The organism is Paenibacillus sp. D51F (assembly GCF_053345695.1).
The window spans coordinates 186569-202056 of record NZ_JBKFAO010000003.1 but is presented as its reverse complement, the minus strand read 5'-3'; the positions used below and the strand labels follow the sequence as shown (position 1 = coordinate 202056).

The following is a 15488-nucleotide window of genomic DNA, read 5'->3' as shown; positions in this document are numbered from 1 at the left end:
CATTCCTGTTTTGTTTGGTAAAACAAGGAACGAAAACATAATTTCAACGAAATTATAGATATACCTTAAACTTATGTCAACTATTTTCAAATTATTTATACCTTCTAGTCCTTGAAAATAGGAAAAAAGACCCTTCAGCCAAACGGCTGAAGAGTCTCATCTCGCGTTGCGGAACCGAATGATGGAAAACTGGCGCAGCGACGATTGCATGATCGCGTCCCTGGCGGGAAAGAGGCTTGGCGTTACGCGCAGCTCCGCGCCGGAGCGCGCGATTTCTCCTAGAAGATCAGGCATGCGATCGACCGATCGGGGGACAACCGTCTCATCCGAAACATAGTAGCCCGCGCTTTCGTCCTCCATCCGGAATGTATCGGCAGGCATATCATACCGGTACAAAGCCGCGGCCCGAATCCGCTCCAGCCATCGGCTCTCGACCAGAATAATCCGTGAGGCGCCGGACATGCCGAAGAGCAGCCGCTCCTCCCGCCCATCAAGCCCGGGCTGGCGATTGTAGATGATCCGCGGACATTCCCGCGGAAAGAAATAATTTACTCTATGCTCTTCGTCGACAGCCCATACCGCGGCAGGCAGATCGTCGCGTCCGGGCCTTGGCCGAGGGACAAAGCGGCTGATCGCGGACTCTTCGCTGAAGTGGTAAAGAAGAGATTCCAAGGCGTCGTTCTCCTCTCGGCTCCTGCATAAGATAGCTGGGAAGACAGAATACAAAGCGGAAGAAGGCATCCCATGACTTGCGCATCCTCCGCCGGCCGATCCGGCGGGAACGACGGCATGATTCGTTTCACCGGCTGCAGGCGATGCTCGGCCGATGCGCCGCAGCCTGGGCTGGCGTTCAGCAAAAGCTGCCCGGCCCGGCATCCAGCCTTATCGCTGAGCTCAACCGGCGCAATCCGGATCAAAGCGGGCGGAATCTATCTGGCCGACATAGCCATAACAGGCGGCAGTTCCATTCTTCCCGCGCTTGCGGTCAACGGAACTCCCCTTCCGGGCGCCCTGCACGGTCCGAACGGCAAAGGAGCGCGAACCGCTTATCAGCTGATCGCGCTCCAACGCAGCGACCTGCTGACGCTGCTTGATCTGTCCGCTCCGCTGAACAGGCTTCTCCGGCAATCGGGCAACCATGTCGGGCCGGATGACGCCGCCTGGACATTGACGCTCCGCCGGCTCGACGATCAAGAGGCCGGCGGATCCGGCGCCAGCGGCAAATGAACCTCGCAGATCGTCCCCTGATTCGGCTTGCTGCGATAATACGTCCGGCCGCCCATCGCCTTGATCAGGTTGGTCACGACCATGAGTCCGAGTCCGGTTCCCTTGTCCTTGGTCGTATAGAACGGCATCCCGATGCGCTTCAGCTGCTGTTCGTTCATCCCCACTCCCGTATCCCGGATGAAGATCAGAGCCTTGTCGTTCTCCTGCCTCGTGCTGATGGCAAGAACGCCGCCTTCCGGCATCGACTCGATTCCGTTCTTCATGATATTCAGCAGGCATTGCTGGAATTTCTTGGAGTCCCCGACAATGATGAGCGGCTCTTCCGTCGAATGGCTCGTCACGAACTCGATGCCCGACATGACGCATAGAGGCTTGACCCACTGCTCGACGCTGCTGAGCTCCTGCCGGATATCGAGCGGCTTCGGCTCGTCGACGGAGGGCTTGGAATAATTGAGATAATCGGTAATGATGGCATTGGCTCCGTCGATGCCTTCAAGGGCATGGTTGCGGTATCGGTCCATCGCCTGCTGGTCCAGTCCCGGCTTGCCCATAAGCTGGAGGAAGCCTCTGGCCGTCGTCAGCGGGTTGCGCACCTCATGCGAGATGGAGGCGGTCAGCTGCCCGATGAGATGGTATTTCTCCGCGTTGAACAGCTCCTCGGTCAGCCTCTCCTGGTGCTTCACCAAATAGTAGGTGTAGGATACAAGCGGGGCGGAGAGGATGGAGCCCGCTGTAATCAACAGCACTTCCGTCAGGTTGAATTCGAATCCCTGTTCGGCCATAAAGCCGTAATTGATTCCGATATGAACAAGGGTCAAGAGAATATGCAGCATGATCATGAGCCTGATCGACTCCGGCAGCTTGATCCGGTAATGGAAGATGATGCCCAGCACAGTCACGACGGCGCATGCTATGGTGGGCGGAAGCCAGTCGTTGCCCGCAATGAAGACATTGCCCAATACGAATGCCGCCGCCGTTGCCGTCCCTGGAATCCACCCCTCGAACAAGGCGACCATGGCGACGCACACCGGCGTCAGATGGAGCGCGTAGACCAAGGGATCGATCTCTTCGTAGGCCAGATAGAAGTAGCTCTGGACGATCAGGATGAGAACGAACAGGATTTTGCGGCCATGGCGTATGAACGACACTCTGGGAGTAATGATCAAGAAGAGCAGGCATGCGGTCAGATAATACATCAGCCCTTGGAATTCGCGTGCAATTATATTTTCAATCACGGCAGGAAATCCTTCCTATCCACTCTAGCCGACGATTCTGCCGTTCCAGGGCAGCCCGTTTTCCCACCGGGATTTGTCCCTGCTCCGGTTCAAGATCAGCCAATCGTATTGGTACATATCCCATATCTTGCATTTGTCGGCCTTGAGATCATAATGATCGATGATGGCGTTGACGGCTCTGCGGGCTGCCTCGTTCGCGCCCTCCATCGTGGCGAGATCCGTATTGGTGCGCACGTAATCGGAAGCAAGGAACAGATTCGGCACGGCCGTATAGGCATTGGGCCTCAAATCCCATGTATGCACCCTGTTGACGAGCAGCGGCTCCATGTTGGTCACTGAATTCGGATTGGGAAACTGGATGTCCTCGTCGAGGAACCAATGCTCCAGCTGATCGTCGCGCAGCAGCTCCGCTTCATGGTTGAAGCTTTTCTTGAGCTGGGCCCACACCTCGTTCTTGATCTCCTCGGCCGAGCATTGCATGGCGGGACGGTCGTAAAGGATGCCTTTCTCCTGCCAATCCGAGATATCGACCGAAATGACTCCCCGTACCCGCCCGTTGCCGTATTGGGACAGATCGGTGCCGGGCCAGAACTGCTTCTGCGAGACGAGCGTCAGCGCCCAAGGGCTGTCCATGCAGATGATATGCCCGTGAATCAGCTCGACGTCCTCGTTGAGATAGAACTGGATGCCGTTCATCCATTCGACGGATTCGCTGAGCGTCCTGAGCTTGCCGAGGAGAGGATCGGCCTTGGCAAGCTCCGGCGTGACGAGTCCCGCCATGACCTCTACGGGCAATGCAGATATGTAGGCATCCGCCACAACCGTCCGCTCCTCGCCGTCGACGACGACGGCGACGCCGGCCACGGCGCCGTCCTGGCAGGCAATCGATTTGACCCGGGCATTCCGATGGAACTCGACACCGAGCGAGAGCAGATAGTCCTGCCACGGCTTCAGCCAGGCTTCGTTGGTCGGAGCGTTCAGCAGCCGGTCGGCGCTGCCTCCCGGAGTGATCATGTCCATCATCAAGGTCGCTCCCACCGTTCCGATCGTGCAGGCGTTCGCCTCCTTGGCCTTGGCAGCGACAAGAATGCGGGACAGCCCTGCGAGAATGCGCTGGAACTGCTGGGATTGCTTGTCCGCTTCGATGAAATCCCACCAGGAGACACGCTGGTATTCCAGGTATCGGCGGAGGTCGCTGCTGGAGGCGAGCTGGTAGAGCTTGCCGGCATAGTGCTCGGCTTCCGCCCGGGTCAGGCCCAGATCGTTGCCGAAAATGGATTCCAGCAGTACTTTCCAGTCGGAGGAGTTCGCCGGGAACTCCGTCACGAACGGCTGCATCGGCCGATCGTCGAATGCGACGCCGAGCCGAGTGCCCTCCACCAGATTATCGAAGACGCCGCGTTTGTTTCCCGGGAAGGGAATTCGCTTCATCGTGTCGGGAAGATGCTTGTAGAACTTAGGGAAGAAGCGGAAGCCATGCTCTCCGGGAAGATCCTTTCTCCCCTCGGTGCCGCTTCCCTTCACATCCATGCTTCGGGCTTTGCCTCCCGGTATGGACCTTGCCTCGTAGACGGAAACGTTGAAGCCTCTCTCCGCGAGCTCATGGGCAGCGCTCATTCCTGCTACGCCCCCGCCCAAAATGACAATTTTCGGCATGACCTTATTCAAATCGCCATCTCCTTCTCTAGCATCCATTATTTGTGCGCCAACACCAATAGGCCGATATACACATAAACTCTTTCCCACATAGTACCATCGAACTAATGTCTATTACTGTCGAATTTTATCAATTAATGAAATAAATTTCTGCGATAGGCATCCATCCCATCCTTTGGGCACGAACAGGCATCCGCTCTCCTGCCGGCAAGCGCTTCCAGCGGCGGATGAGGCTCCAAAAGAGATTAAAAAAAACAGGCGTCCCCTGGCGGAGACGCCTTCTAATTATAGCGGTTCGGGTCCGATCGTCCTGGTCGAGCCTGCTTGCTTCCCATCTATCAATATAAGGTTCTCCATAGATAAAAAGTCGCATAGGCCTCCCAGCCCTTCCATGGCCGTGCAAGCTCCCTGGCTTCATCCGCCGTCGGCCTGCGTTCCATGCCGCCGGCTGCCTTGATCGCGTTCAGCAGACCGACATCGGCGGCCGGCAGCGCCTCCGGCATGCGCAGGCAGCGCATCATGACATAATGGGCTGTCCACAAGCCGATGCCGCGAATAGAGACCAGCTTGCTTTCCGCGCCTTCCCAGCCCGCCTCGAGCAGCGACTGCTTGTCCAGCGAACCGTCCGCGACCAGACGGGCGGCCCCGATCAGATATTCGGACTTGCGGCCGGTCATCTGCAGCGCCATAATGTCGGCCGGCTCCAGCGAAGCGACCGCAGCCGGCTCCGGGAAAGCCCAATATTCGCGCCCGTTCCATCTCACGGAACGGCCGAACGTCTCGGTGAACCTTTTTTTGAGCGTGTAAGCGAACGCCAGATTGATCTGCTGCCCGATGATCGCCCAGCAGACCGCCTCGAACAGATCCGGGATGCCGATCATCCGCAGTCCGCGGAACGTCCGGCCGGCCTCGCGCAGCAGATCGCTGCTCTCCGTGAGGACATAGAACGGCTCCAGGTCCCGGTCCAGATCGAACCATTCCATCATGTAGGTCCCGATAAGCTCCCTCATGTCCGCGGAAGGACTGTCTCCCATCGGGAAGGAGGCGACGAGACGGCCGGCGGCCGGCAAGACGCCGCTCTCCTCCTCGTAATCCACCTGGACCAGAATCTCTTCTCCGCCTCGCGCGAACAGCTTGACCAGCGAATCCCCCTCAACGGCATAGAGAGCTTCATCGCTGGAGCGGCTCAAATAAGCCAGGGCGGCAGGGTAATTGAAATGTTCGGGCACAGGTACGACAATGGGCCCGGCGCCCGCATGAGGCGTAATTCCGTTCATCGGCAGATCCTCCCTCGTATGGCGGGGGCTTCCCGCCCTCTAAGGGCTATTTTAGCATAAGTGCTTATGAAATCCGGCCGGATTGTACGATCCGCACGCCTTTTCCCGGCACGGAGACACGGCCGCCGACGGTCGCTCCGGTCAGCAGATCGACGCCCCCGCCTGCCGTAAGCTCCGCCCATCCCTCATCCGCCCCATGGTTGAGCAGGAACAGGTATCGTTTTCCGTCTTTGATGCGGACGGCGGCTTCCAGCTCTGCAGACGCCTCTTCCACAAGCGCTTGGATGCCGCGTCCGCTGCACAGGCTTCCGAGGAAGTCACGGAGGAAAGCCGGCTCCGGGCTGGAGGCGACATACCAGGCTTCTCCCTCGCCGAACTTGTTCACGGTCAGAGCCGGCATGCCGCGGTAGAAGTCGTCGCCGTAGACAGCCCTTACCTCCGCTCCTTCGCTATGGATCAGATCGCAGAGCAGGCCGCACTCATACTCGGAACGCATTCCGGCGCCGGCGCGCGGGCCGCCGCTCCGTCCGCTGCCGCCTTGAGCGTCCGACCCGCCCGCAAGCTCTCCGGTTGCCGCCATGACGATCCGGTTGCGCTGCTCGGGCAGAAGCGCATCGATCTCCTCGGACCAGATGCCGAGCAGCTTGCGCAGCTCGCCTGGATAACCGCCGGTTCTGACGAGGTCGTTCTGATCGACGATGCCGCTGAAAAACGTCGTGACGAACGCTCCTCCGGCTGCGGCGAAGGCTTCCGCCTTGTCCGCGAAGCCTGGCTTCACCATGTACATCACGGGAGCGATGACGAGATCGTAGCGGGAGAAGTCCTCCTCGACTCCGATGATGTCCGCCTGGATATGCTGGCTGTACAGCGCATCGTAATACTTGTGGACTTCCTGCGCATAGTTCAGCGCCACCGTCGGACCGCTGCTCAGCTCCGTCGCCCAGCGGTTCTCCCAGTCGAAGACGATGCCGACCTTGGAATCCGCCCTTGCGTCCAGCAGCGTATCGCCGAGCTGCCGCAGCTCGCGCCCGAGCTCCGCGACCTCGCGGAATACCCGCGTATGCTCATGGCCGGAATGCTCGATGACGGCGCCGTGGTATTTCTCGCACGCTCCGACGGAGCGCCGAAGCTGGAAGAACATGACCGTGTCCGCTCCTCTGGCCACCGCCTGCCAGCTCCACAGCCGCATGACGCCGGGACGCTTCAGCGAGTTGTACGCCTGCCAGTTCTGCTGGCTCGGCGTCTGCTCCATCAGCATGAACGGCTGGCCGCCGCGCAGTCCCCGCATGAGATCATGCGCCATCGCCGTGAAGCTCGGCGGCGTATCGATGGACGGGTAGTTGTCCCAGGAGACGATGTCCATCTCCTTGCCCCATTTGAAGTAATCCAGCTCCGGATAGAAGCCCATCAGGTTCGTCGTCACCTGGATATCGGGCGTCGACGCCTTGACGGCATCGCGCTCCAGCTTGAAGCAGTCCAGCAGGCTGTCCGACTGGAAGCGGCGATAGTCCAGCGAGATGCCCTGGAAGTTGGTGCGGCTGCCTCCCCATTCCTCGCTGAGCGCGTTAGGCGGCACGATCTCCTCCCAGTCGTAGAAGGTATGGCCCCAGAACCGGGTATTCCAGACGCGGTTCAGCTCCTGCAGCGAGCCGTACCGCTGTCTCAGCCAGCCGCGGAATGCCGCCGCGCAGTTGTCGCAATAGCAATAGCCGCCGTACTCGTTGCTGATATGCCAGATGAGCAGAGCAGGGTGCCGTCCGTAGCGCTCCGCCAGCTTGCCTGCCAGCGCCGTGGAATAGCGGCGGTAGACCGGACTGTTCGGGCAGGAATTGTGGCGCCCGCCGAAGCGGCGCTTGCGGCCTTCCCAATCCACCCGCAGCACCTCGGGATGGCGCTTCGCCATCCACGCCGGATGGGCTCCCGTGCCGGTCGCCAGACAGATGCCGATGCCCTGCCCGTGGAGCAGCTCGAACTGCTCGTCGAGCCAGGCGAAGTCGTACGTATTTTCGTCCGGCTGATCGAGAGCCCAGGAGAACACGTTGATCGTGGCGACGTCGATGCCCGCCAGCTTGAACATCCGGTGGTCCTCCGTCCAGGTGTCCCCGTCCCACTGCTCGGGATTGTAATCGCCTCCATACCAAATCTTGGGCAGCTTCGAATTTATCATTATCAGGCACCTCTTCCAGGTGTAATATAAGGATATCTTCATTTTAAAAAAGGAACGATCTCCTTAAAATCCAATCTTATGTCTGGCCTATATAAGAATATGGAACTAAGATGAGCTCAGGAGGCGCATAACGATGAACATCGCCGGACATCGCCGGGTCGTTCCCGTCCAGCTGCAGGACAGGCCTCTGCCGGTCCAGTTGGAAAGCATCGGCTTCAACCCGGACCAGGAGCCGTTCCATCGCGGAGACGGCTACCCGGTCTACCACTGGCTGCAGACGCTCGCCGGCGAAGGGCGTGTCTCCTGGCACGGCCATGCGGAGACGCTGCCGCCCGGCAGCGGACTGCTCCTGCCGCCGCGAGTGGCCCATAGCTACCGCAGGAGCGGCGGCGTCTGGCAGACGGCTTATCTGACCTTTGCCGGACCCGAGCTGCCGGGCCTCTTGGCGTCGCTGAGGCTGTCCAGTCCGGCGCTCTACCGCTGGGAGCCCGGATCTCCCCTGGACAGCCTGCTGCTGAACAGCTTGGAGGTGCTCGAAGGCCGAGCCGATCCGCTCGGGCTGGAATCGTCCCAGCAAGCGTACCGCTTCCTGCTGGCGCTGCGCACGTACTCCAGCACCGACGAAGCCGCCGGCGTGTCGCAGCGGCTGCGCCAGCTCGAGCCGCTGCTGTCCTGGCTGGAGGCCAATCTTCATCAGCCGGCGATCGGGCTCGGGGATCTGGCCGCAGCCGCAGGCCTCTCCGGCCGCCGGCTCAACACGCTGTTCCGAGCCTTGTTCGGCCTGTCTCCATACGCCTACCTCGTACGGCTGCGCATCCGCCGAGCCCGCGAGCTGCTGCTCAGCCGTCCGGGCGAGCCGCTGCGCGTCATTGCCGGCCAGACCGGCTTCCGCGACGTCAGCCACTTCATCGCGACCTTTCGCCGCCTGACCGGCGATACGCCGGACCGATTCCGAAGCGGGCGGGCATGAGAACTTCATGGCGAAGCTGATCGGGACCGGCCTTCACCTGGAATGGGACAATTCACCTAGCGAATAGGATGGTCCATACCATTTTTCCTTTGCAAGGAGGCCAGGCTATGACCGTCCCCATTCCGTTCGTCCGCAAGAGCCAGTTCATCTTCATCCTGCCGAAGCATGCTTTCCATCAGATGGTATGGCTCGACTTCGCCGCGGGATCCGCCACCGCCTGGCTGATGGAGGAGGGGCATTTGGCGAAAGCCCTCATTTTTGTCGGCAGCGGCTTCGTCCCCTATGTGCTGAAGAAAGGCGTGAATTCCAGCCTCAGTCCGCTTCAGCCGCGCCTGGTCCGCTACCATTGCTCCCTTTGGTCGAAGAGAGCGAAAAGCTGCCCGATCTGGACCCGGATTTGACGTGAAGAAATTCCGATCCAGCCATCCATTCATCCATTCATGCCCATTTATTCCGTGACATGGATATTTTCTTCGGATAGGATGGAAGAGATCATGCTTTGGAAAGATCTACATCAGCAGAACAGCTCTCGACACGTGGGTGCTTGAGGCTTCGATGGCAGGGCGTACATACGTCAACGGGAAAATTGTAAAGTAAACCTTCCAATCACTGACCGCATCTGTCAGGGATTGTACGTTATGCTTGTTCTGTAACGGAATCGGCGGCATGGCCGCCCCAGTGGAGGGATGCTTGATGTTTGCATCAATCGAGGATTTTGAAAAAGAATGGAGAGCGGAAGCGGAGCTGACCGCAGGCGTACTGGACGCCCTGACCGATGAATCGCTCGCCCAGCCGGTGGCGGCAAACCGCCGCACGCTCGGAGCTATTGCCTGGCATCTGGCGGAGTCGATCGGTTATATGGCTTCCATGGGATTGGACTTCACGGCAGCAGATGCCGGACAGAGCGGTTCCGCAGACGGGATTGCATCGGAATACAGGCGCGTCAGCCGCGATATTGCAGATGCCGTCCGCTCCGGATGGAGCGATGAGGCTTTGCTTCAAAAGCAGGAGATCGGCGGCGAGCTCTGGGCGAACGGAGCTTCGCTCCGCTTCACCATCATGCACCAGGCCCATCACCGGGGGCAGATGACGGTGCTGATGCGGCAGGCGGGCCTGCGCGTTCCGGATGTATACGGCCCGAGTTATGAAACCTGGGTGGAGAAGGGAATGGCTCCCCTGCCCTGAATGACAGATGACGTGACGGATATTCGAGAAGGGAATGAGGACAATGGCCAAAGCGGACAATATGCTCTCGATTCTCTGGCTGCTGCGGTCCGGCCACAAGATGACCGCCGGACAGCTGGCGGAGTCGCTGGAGGTGCATGTGCGCACGATCTACCGCTGCATCGATTCCCTTTGCGCCAGCGGCGTTCCGATCCTGGCCGATTCCGGTCCGAGCGGCGGCTACCGGATTCTGGAGTCGTTCAGCGAGTCGCCTCTATTCTTCGATCCGAATGAGCAGCGCGCGCTCGTCCAAGCCTCCGTATTCGCCCGGGAAGCAGGCTATCCTTACAGCGGCGACCTCGCTCATGCGCTGGACAAGCTCATGCGATACTCCACGGAAGAACAGCGGAGCCGCCTGGACAGACACGCGGAGAGGCTGGAGGTCGTCCATTCCCCGATCGGCCCGCGAGAGCAAGAAGCTCTCCGGGAGCTGGAGAAGGCCGCCGCCTCAGGCGAGACGGTCATCATGGATTACGACAAGGGTCACGGAAAATCCGGTTCAAGCACCGCTTCAAGACGCCGGGAATTCGATCCGTACGGAATCGTCCATTGGAAGGGGGCGTGGTATACGGTTGGATTCTGCAGGCTTCGCGGAGAGCTGCGAAGCTTCCGTGCCGACCGCATCCGAAGCGTCGAGAGCAGCAGCCTCCGGTTCGAGAAGCCGGAGGGCTTCTCCGCCAAGGAGCATCTGCTGAACAGCCTGATGCCTGGAGCGCTGGAGCAGGAGCAGCTCGTCGACGTCGTCCTGGAAGGAGCGCCGCTTGCGCTCGGGGAGCTGTGCCGCCACTGGCTGTTCGGACACTCCGTCGCAGAGCGGCTTCCGGAAAGGCTGCATCTGCGGCTCGGCGCGGATTCCCTCCGAACCTTCGTTCCTTACTTCCTCCTTCCTTACGGCCGCTCCCTGACGATTATCGAGCCAGCCAGCCTCATCGAGCGGATGGTGCAGGTGAGCTCGGAAGCCGCGGCCCATTATGCCGAAATGCTGAAACGTCACTCGATATCATCGAAAGGCGGATTGAGATCATGAGCAAATATGCGATGTTCGGTAAAATGAAAGCCCATCCAGGAAAGCGTGCCGAGCTGCTCGGCCTTCTGCTGGATGCCTCCAAAAGCCTCGATCGGATGGAAGGCTGCGAGCTCTACATCATCCACGAAGCGGTCGATGACGAAGACACGATCTGGATTACCGAGCTGTGGCGGGACGAGGATGCTCATGCCGCTTCCCTGCGCAACGAGCAGGTGCTTGCCGTCATCGGCCAAGCGAGGCCGCTCATCGCCGAGATTGAGCCGATCCGCGTCCGTCCGGTCGGCGGCGTCGGATTGTAAGCATTAAGATCGATTCGTTTCATCCATCTTTTTCAAACCTTTCTGAAGAGAGATATGGATGGCTCTAAGATAACTTAGGATGCATATGAATCCAATTGCCAATATAATGCCCATGATTATTTGCTCCTTCCATCCATGAAATGAGCACTCTGGAATTGAAAAAAACGAGGCAGCCTTATAATCTGCGGCAGCCTCGTTGTGTTGTTTTATTTAGCCTCGTTTGAGCTTCGTTTCCCTATCTGCCAACAGAATCGGGGCTTGGTAATGGTTAAAGCCTGATTGCGTCCGCTCAGCCCTGCAAACATGCCCTAATCATTCAATCCCTTGCCTTCGAGAATGGCCTGCGTATATTTCTCCACCCTCGACGCTCGAGTTTTGGATTGCTTGGGGGCAGCAAAATAAAGAAGGTAGGCCCTCTGCCTTCCAGGTGTCAAGGCTTCAAAAGCAGCCTTCAAGGCAGGCATCTCATCGAGTTTCGTTTGAAATTCTTCTGTAATGACGTATTCGGTATTCTTTTTAAATTCCACTTCCAAACCGGCTTTTTCAACTTCAATGGCTTCATTGATATAGGCTTTCAAGATCGTTTCCTTATCAACGATTTCTTGGAGATTGGTGAACCGAATCTGGCGCGCCGCCTGTACATTTTCCGTTTGTTTGATGAGAATGCCATGGGCATCCTTCAATAAGACGCCTTTGTGGAACAGAAGCGCGCAGTAATCTTTAAATCCATGGATAATCACGATGTTTTTATTCTCGAACGTATAACAAGGATGCATCCACTTGAAGTCTTCGGTCAGCTCGCAGTCAAGAACGATCGTTCTCAGCTTCTCATATTCTGCCTTCCACTTTTTAGATTTCCGAATAAATCCATCTACTTTTGGATTCGTTGTCATGATTGAGAACACTCCGATTTCATATTAGGTTGGATGGACACGAAATGAGTCTATGTACAATTGCCCTGTAGTTTTCGGTTCCAACTGCTCGTTATCATGGTTGGCTTTTCCGGTTTACCTTAGCTGCTCGTTTCATCCTATCACACCTGAAGCGCGGCCGCTTCCGCTGGCCAACTAGCAGAAAGGACTTTCCCCCTGCTTACGGGAAAGCCCCAAAAAAACCATTTTAAGTACACAAATCCCCGCATTCCGTTCATGGTCGCCAGCTAGCGCAAAGACCGGAGAAGGCATTCACGCGACCGACCTTCAAGAGCTCATTAAATCATTGAGCTCAGGCCCGATCATGCTCGACGAATGTCCTCTTCAGGAATTCCCTCGTGCGTTCTTGCTTAGGCCGGCTAAACATTTGCTCCGGTGTCCCTTCTTCGGCGATGACGCCTTTATCCATGAACACCACCCGATCCGACACTTCCCTTGCAAAATCCATTTCATGCGTGACGATGAGCATCGTCAGGCCGGAATGGGCCAGCTCCTTCATCACCTTGAGCACCTCGCCTACCATCTCGGGATCGAGGGCAGATGTAGGCTCATCGAACAACAGGACATCGGGCTCCATGGACAACGCTCTGGCAATCGCCACGCGCTGCTTCTGGCCGCCCGACAATTGCTGGGGCCTGGCGTTGATATAAGCTTCCATGCCTACTACCTTCAAATATTTCCGAGCCGTTTGTTCCGCTTCAGCCTTGGAGCGCTTCAACACTTTGATCTGGCCGACCATGCAATTGCTCAGCACATCATGATTCTCAAACAGATTGAATTGCTGGAACACCATCCCCAGCTTTTTACGATAGGAGGGAATATGGTGGCTGCCATCCAGAATATTCCGGCCCCGATAATGGATTTCCCCGCCGCTGGGAATCTCCAGAAGGTTGATGCAGCGGAGCAGCGTCGACTTCCCCGAGCCCGAGGAGCCGATAATCGTGACCACTTCGCCCTGATGGACGGAAAATCCGATATTTTTCAGCACTTCATTCATGCCGTAGCTTTTATTGAGATGTTGGATTTCAATGACTTTTTCCATAGGTTTCTGTCTCCTCTTGCTTATCGGGCGGGTTCCATCTCGTAGCTTTTGGAACCATCCAGCCTTTTTTCGAAATAGCGCAAAATTCTCGTGACGGTAAAGGTCATGACAAAGTAAATCACGCATGCGACAAAGAAGGATTCAAAATACCGGAAGTTGTTGCCCGCAACCGACTTCGTCAGGAAATACAGCTCCGAGACGGAAATCACGTTAAGTACAGAGGTATCTTTGATATTGATCACGAATTGGTTGCCTGTTGCCGGCAAAATATTGCGGATGACCTGCGGTAAAATAATGTTGGCCATCATCTGCATGTGATTCATGCCGATCGCATGAGCCGCTTCGAACTGTCCTTTATCGACAGACAGGATTCCGCCCCGAACTATTTCCGCCATATAAGCTCCCGTATTGACGGATACGACAATAAATGCTGCGGTGAGCACATTCATGTTGAAGTCGAAAGCCAGTGCCGAACCGTAATAAATGACTACAGCCTGCACGATCATAGGCGTGCCGCGGAACACTTCAATATATACCGTCAGAAGAAAGTTCGCGCTCTTGAGCAAAACTCGCTGGGCGACACGCCCAGGCGTCGGTATCGTTCTTATCACGCCTGCCAATAAGCCGATGACGGCGCCGATGACGGTTCCCACCAATGAGATCAAGAGAGTCATCCCTGCCCCGCGCAGGAACATCTGCCAGTTTTCTTCGACAATTTTCAAGATCCATTCCAAACTCATGCCGATGCCTCCCATTCATTCATTACAAAACCGACTGTATGGCATACAGCCGGTTCTCCGTTGGCACTATTTAGACGCAGGCTGATTTTTTATCGCTGCATCCATGATGCTTGTGCGCTGCTCTTCCGAAATTCCTTTTAGAATATCGTTGATTTTCGCCGTATATCCGCTGCCCTTCTTGAGGCCGACCGCAATCGCCGTGTCATCCTCGGAGGTTTGGAAGCCATCCTTGAATTCGACCATGACGAGGTTGCCGTTGGCTGCAGAAGCGCTCACCGCCTCCGGGCGCTCCGAGACATAACCGTCGATCATTCCGGACTCAAGCGCAACTCTCATCACCGGGAAGTTGTCCATCGCCGTCTGCTTGGATACGCCCGAAATTTGGTCAATGACCGAATAGTGGAAGGTGTTTAATTGAGCCGTCACTTTCGCTCCGTTAAAATCCTGGATGGAAGTGGCGCCTTCATATTTCCCGCCTTTTTTCACGACCATCACCAAGTTGGATTTGTAGTAGTTTTCGGAGAAATCAATCGTTTCCTTGCGCTCTGCGGTAGGGGACATCCCGGCAATGATCGCGTCGATTTTGCCCGAAGTCAAGGCTGGAACAAGTCCATCCCACTCCGTCTTCACAATCTCAAGCTTCTTGCCCAAGCCGTCTGCGATCTTCTTCGCTATTTCCACATCGTAGCCGCCTGCGAATTCAGAAGTTCCGGCGATGCTTACGCCGCCATTGGAATCATCTTTTTGAGTCCAGTTGAACGGTGCGTAACCCGCTTCCAATCCAACCTTGAACGTATCTTCAGCCGTGGATCCGGAATCTCCATTTGAACCGCAGCCCGCTATCATAAGCATCGTTGAAAGCAGCAAGACCGAAAAAACCTTTGTTTTCATCTTCATTTTTTTATCCTCCCGATATCTCTTTTTTCAAAACAAAAAGCGGCCTGAGATCAGCTCGGGCCGCACTATGCCTAGTACCTTACATGCCTCTGCTTCCCTGGGAAGATAGCTCAACTCAATGAACGGGGAGGTTCATTGAGACAGTCCTGCAGCTCTTAACTGCAGACCCAGCAAGCAATACGGAGCGTATTACCCACTTCGGCGGCATTTCCTTCTTCATAGCCTCATCGCCTTCTCCAGCTCCGCTACAAACTGTTAAACGCCGCACCTCTACCTCACCATAACATGAGGCAATATTCAGTTATAGTAACTATGCTATATGAAGCGGAGGATTGTCAATGTATATACACGGGTTAATTGGTGAAAATATACCATTTCTAACGGCTTGAATGTTTCTTTCATTTCTAAAATATCCTGTACATTATCTAGCATGTATATTTTTGATGCCTCTCGTACAACTAGCGTCGTGGTTGCCTTGGGCTTATTGGAATCGTTTTCTAATTTTATCATCGCTTATCGTACGGTTCACCGTGATATATCTAAATGAGGTTTGTTTTTAAGATTTATTATTTAGAACACGGTCAATATTCATTTTCCTAATTCTCGTACCGCTGTCCATTAGAGTGCAACTTTTAAACTCCTCAGAATTCTGATAATAATTCGACATAAAGAAGGCTTTGATTTTAAAAGCTATGAAAGAAAAAACCGCACCTATTATGGTACGGTTTACTGGAAGTACATATATTCCCTGCTACATCAGTTGCTGATACTTAAATTTGTGCTCGTTCACTTAGC

15 protein-coding genes and 1 riboswitch are annotated in these 15488 nt (G+C 56.2%); of the genes, 6 read left to right on the top strand and 9 right to left on the bottom strand.

Features of this window, described 5'->3' with window-relative positions; genetic code table 11:
• Nucleotides 1-156 precede the first annotated feature (156 nt).
• Entirely contained in the window at nt 157-672 is a 516-nt protein-coding gene (locus tag ACLBWT_RS07535; RefSeq protein ID WP_447662435.1) for a DUF6886 family protein, read from the bottom strand.
• Between the two features lie 72 nt (nt 673-744).
• Here ACLBWT_RS07535 and ACLBWT_RS07530 point away from each other — a divergent pair, with 72 nt between their 5' ends.
• On the top strand, nt 745-1227 hold the full coding sequence (locus tag ACLBWT_RS07530; RefSeq protein WP_447662433.1) for a hypothetical protein: 483 nt from the start codon (nt 745-747) through the stop codon (nt 1225-1227).
• Here ACLBWT_RS07530 and ACLBWT_RS07525 read toward each other — a convergent pair.
• From ACLBWT_RS07525 to ACLBWT_RS07510, 4 genes are all read right to left on the bottom strand, one after another.
• Nucleotides 1191-2462 carry an ATP-binding protein gene (locus tag ACLBWT_RS07525; protein ID WP_447662431.1) on the bottom strand — a complete coding sequence of 424 codons (1272 nt, stop codon included), beginning with the start codon at nt 2460-2462 and terminating at the stop codon, nt 1191-1193. The two genes, ACLBWT_RS07530 and ACLBWT_RS07525, sit on opposite strands and share 37 nt — an antisense overlap.
• Nucleotides 2463-2486: 24 nt before the next feature.
• On the bottom strand, nt 2487-4130 hold the full coding sequence (locus tag ACLBWT_RS07520) for a hydroxysqualene dehydroxylase (RefSeq protein ID WP_447662430.1): 1644 nt from the start codon (nt 4128-4130) through the stop codon (nt 2487-2489).
• Nucleotides 4131-4456: 326 nt separating this feature from the next.
• Nucleotides 4457-5395, bottom strand: a complete 939-nt coding sequence (locus ACLBWT_RS07515) for a DNA-3-methyladenine glycosylase family protein (protein ID WP_447662429.1) — start codon at nt 5393-5395, stop codon at nt 4457-4459.
• 64 nt (nt 5396-5459) lie between these two features.
• A complete protein-coding gene (locus ACLBWT_RS07510; protein ID WP_447662427.1) occupies nt 5460-7562 on the bottom strand; it encodes a beta-galactosidase in 2103 nt (700 codons plus the stop codon).
• Between the two features lie 133 nt (nt 7563-7695).
• Between ACLBWT_RS07510 and ACLBWT_RS07505 the strand changes: the two genes are divergently transcribed.
• From ACLBWT_RS07505 to ACLBWT_RS07485, 5 genes are all read left to right on the top strand, one after another.
• Complete coding sequence (locus tag ACLBWT_RS07505) at nt 7696-8532, top strand: AraC family transcriptional regulator (RefSeq protein WP_447662426.1); 837 nt, start codon at nt 7696-7698, stop codon at nt 8530-8532.
• A 107-nt stretch (nt 8533-8639) separates the two neighbouring features.
• Entirely contained in the window at nt 8640-8933 is a 294-nt protein-coding gene (locus ACLBWT_RS07500; RefSeq protein WP_447662425.1) for a hypothetical protein, read from the top strand.
• 292 nt (nt 8934-9225) lie between these two features.
• On the top strand, nt 9226-9717 hold the full coding sequence (locus tag ACLBWT_RS07495) for a DinB family protein (RefSeq protein ID WP_447662424.1): 492 nt from the start codon (nt 9226-9228) through the stop codon (nt 9715-9717).
• A gap of 43 nt (nt 9718-9760) precedes the next feature.
• Nucleotides 9761-10783, top strand: a complete 1023-nt coding sequence (locus ACLBWT_RS07490) for a helix-turn-helix transcriptional regulator (protein ID WP_447662423.1) — start codon at nt 9761-9763, stop codon at nt 10781-10783.
• Entirely contained in the window at nt 10780-11082 is a 303-nt protein-coding gene (locus tag ACLBWT_RS07485; protein ID WP_447662422.1) for a putative quinol monooxygenase, read from the top strand. The genes ACLBWT_RS07490 and ACLBWT_RS07485 overlap by 4 nt, the downstream gene beginning before the upstream one ends.
• Before the next feature lie 308 nt (nt 11083-11390).
• On the opposite strand, the gene ACLBWT_RS07480 is transcribed toward ACLBWT_RS07485, so the two are convergent.
• The 4 genes from ACLBWT_RS07480 to ACLBWT_RS07465 form a co-directional block, all read right to left on the bottom strand.
• A complete protein-coding gene (locus ACLBWT_RS07480; RefSeq protein WP_447662421.1) occupies nt 11391-11975 on the bottom strand; it encodes a YdeI/OmpD-associated family protein in 585 nt (194 codons plus the stop codon).
• 331 nt (nt 11976-12306) lie between these two features.
• Entirely contained in the window at nt 12307-13056 is a 750-nt protein-coding gene (locus tag ACLBWT_RS07475; protein ID WP_447662419.1) for an amino acid ABC transporter ATP-binding protein, read from the bottom strand.
• A 20-nt stretch (nt 13057-13076) separates the two neighbouring features.
• Nucleotides 13077-13796, bottom strand: coding sequence for an amino acid ABC transporter permease (locus tag ACLBWT_RS07470; protein WP_447662417.1), 720 nt, complete (start codon nt 13794-13796; stop codon nt 13077-13079).
• Nucleotides 13797-13862: 66 nt separating this feature from the next.
• Nucleotides 13863-14687, bottom strand: coding sequence for a transporter substrate-binding domain-containing protein (locus tag ACLBWT_RS07465; RefSeq protein WP_447662738.1), 825 nt, complete (start codon nt 14685-14687; stop codon nt 13863-13865).
• 104 nt (nt 14688-14791) lie between these two features.
• Nucleotides 14792-14974, bottom strand: a riboswitch (Lysine riboswitch).
• Nucleotides 14975-15488 lie beyond the last annotated feature (514 nt).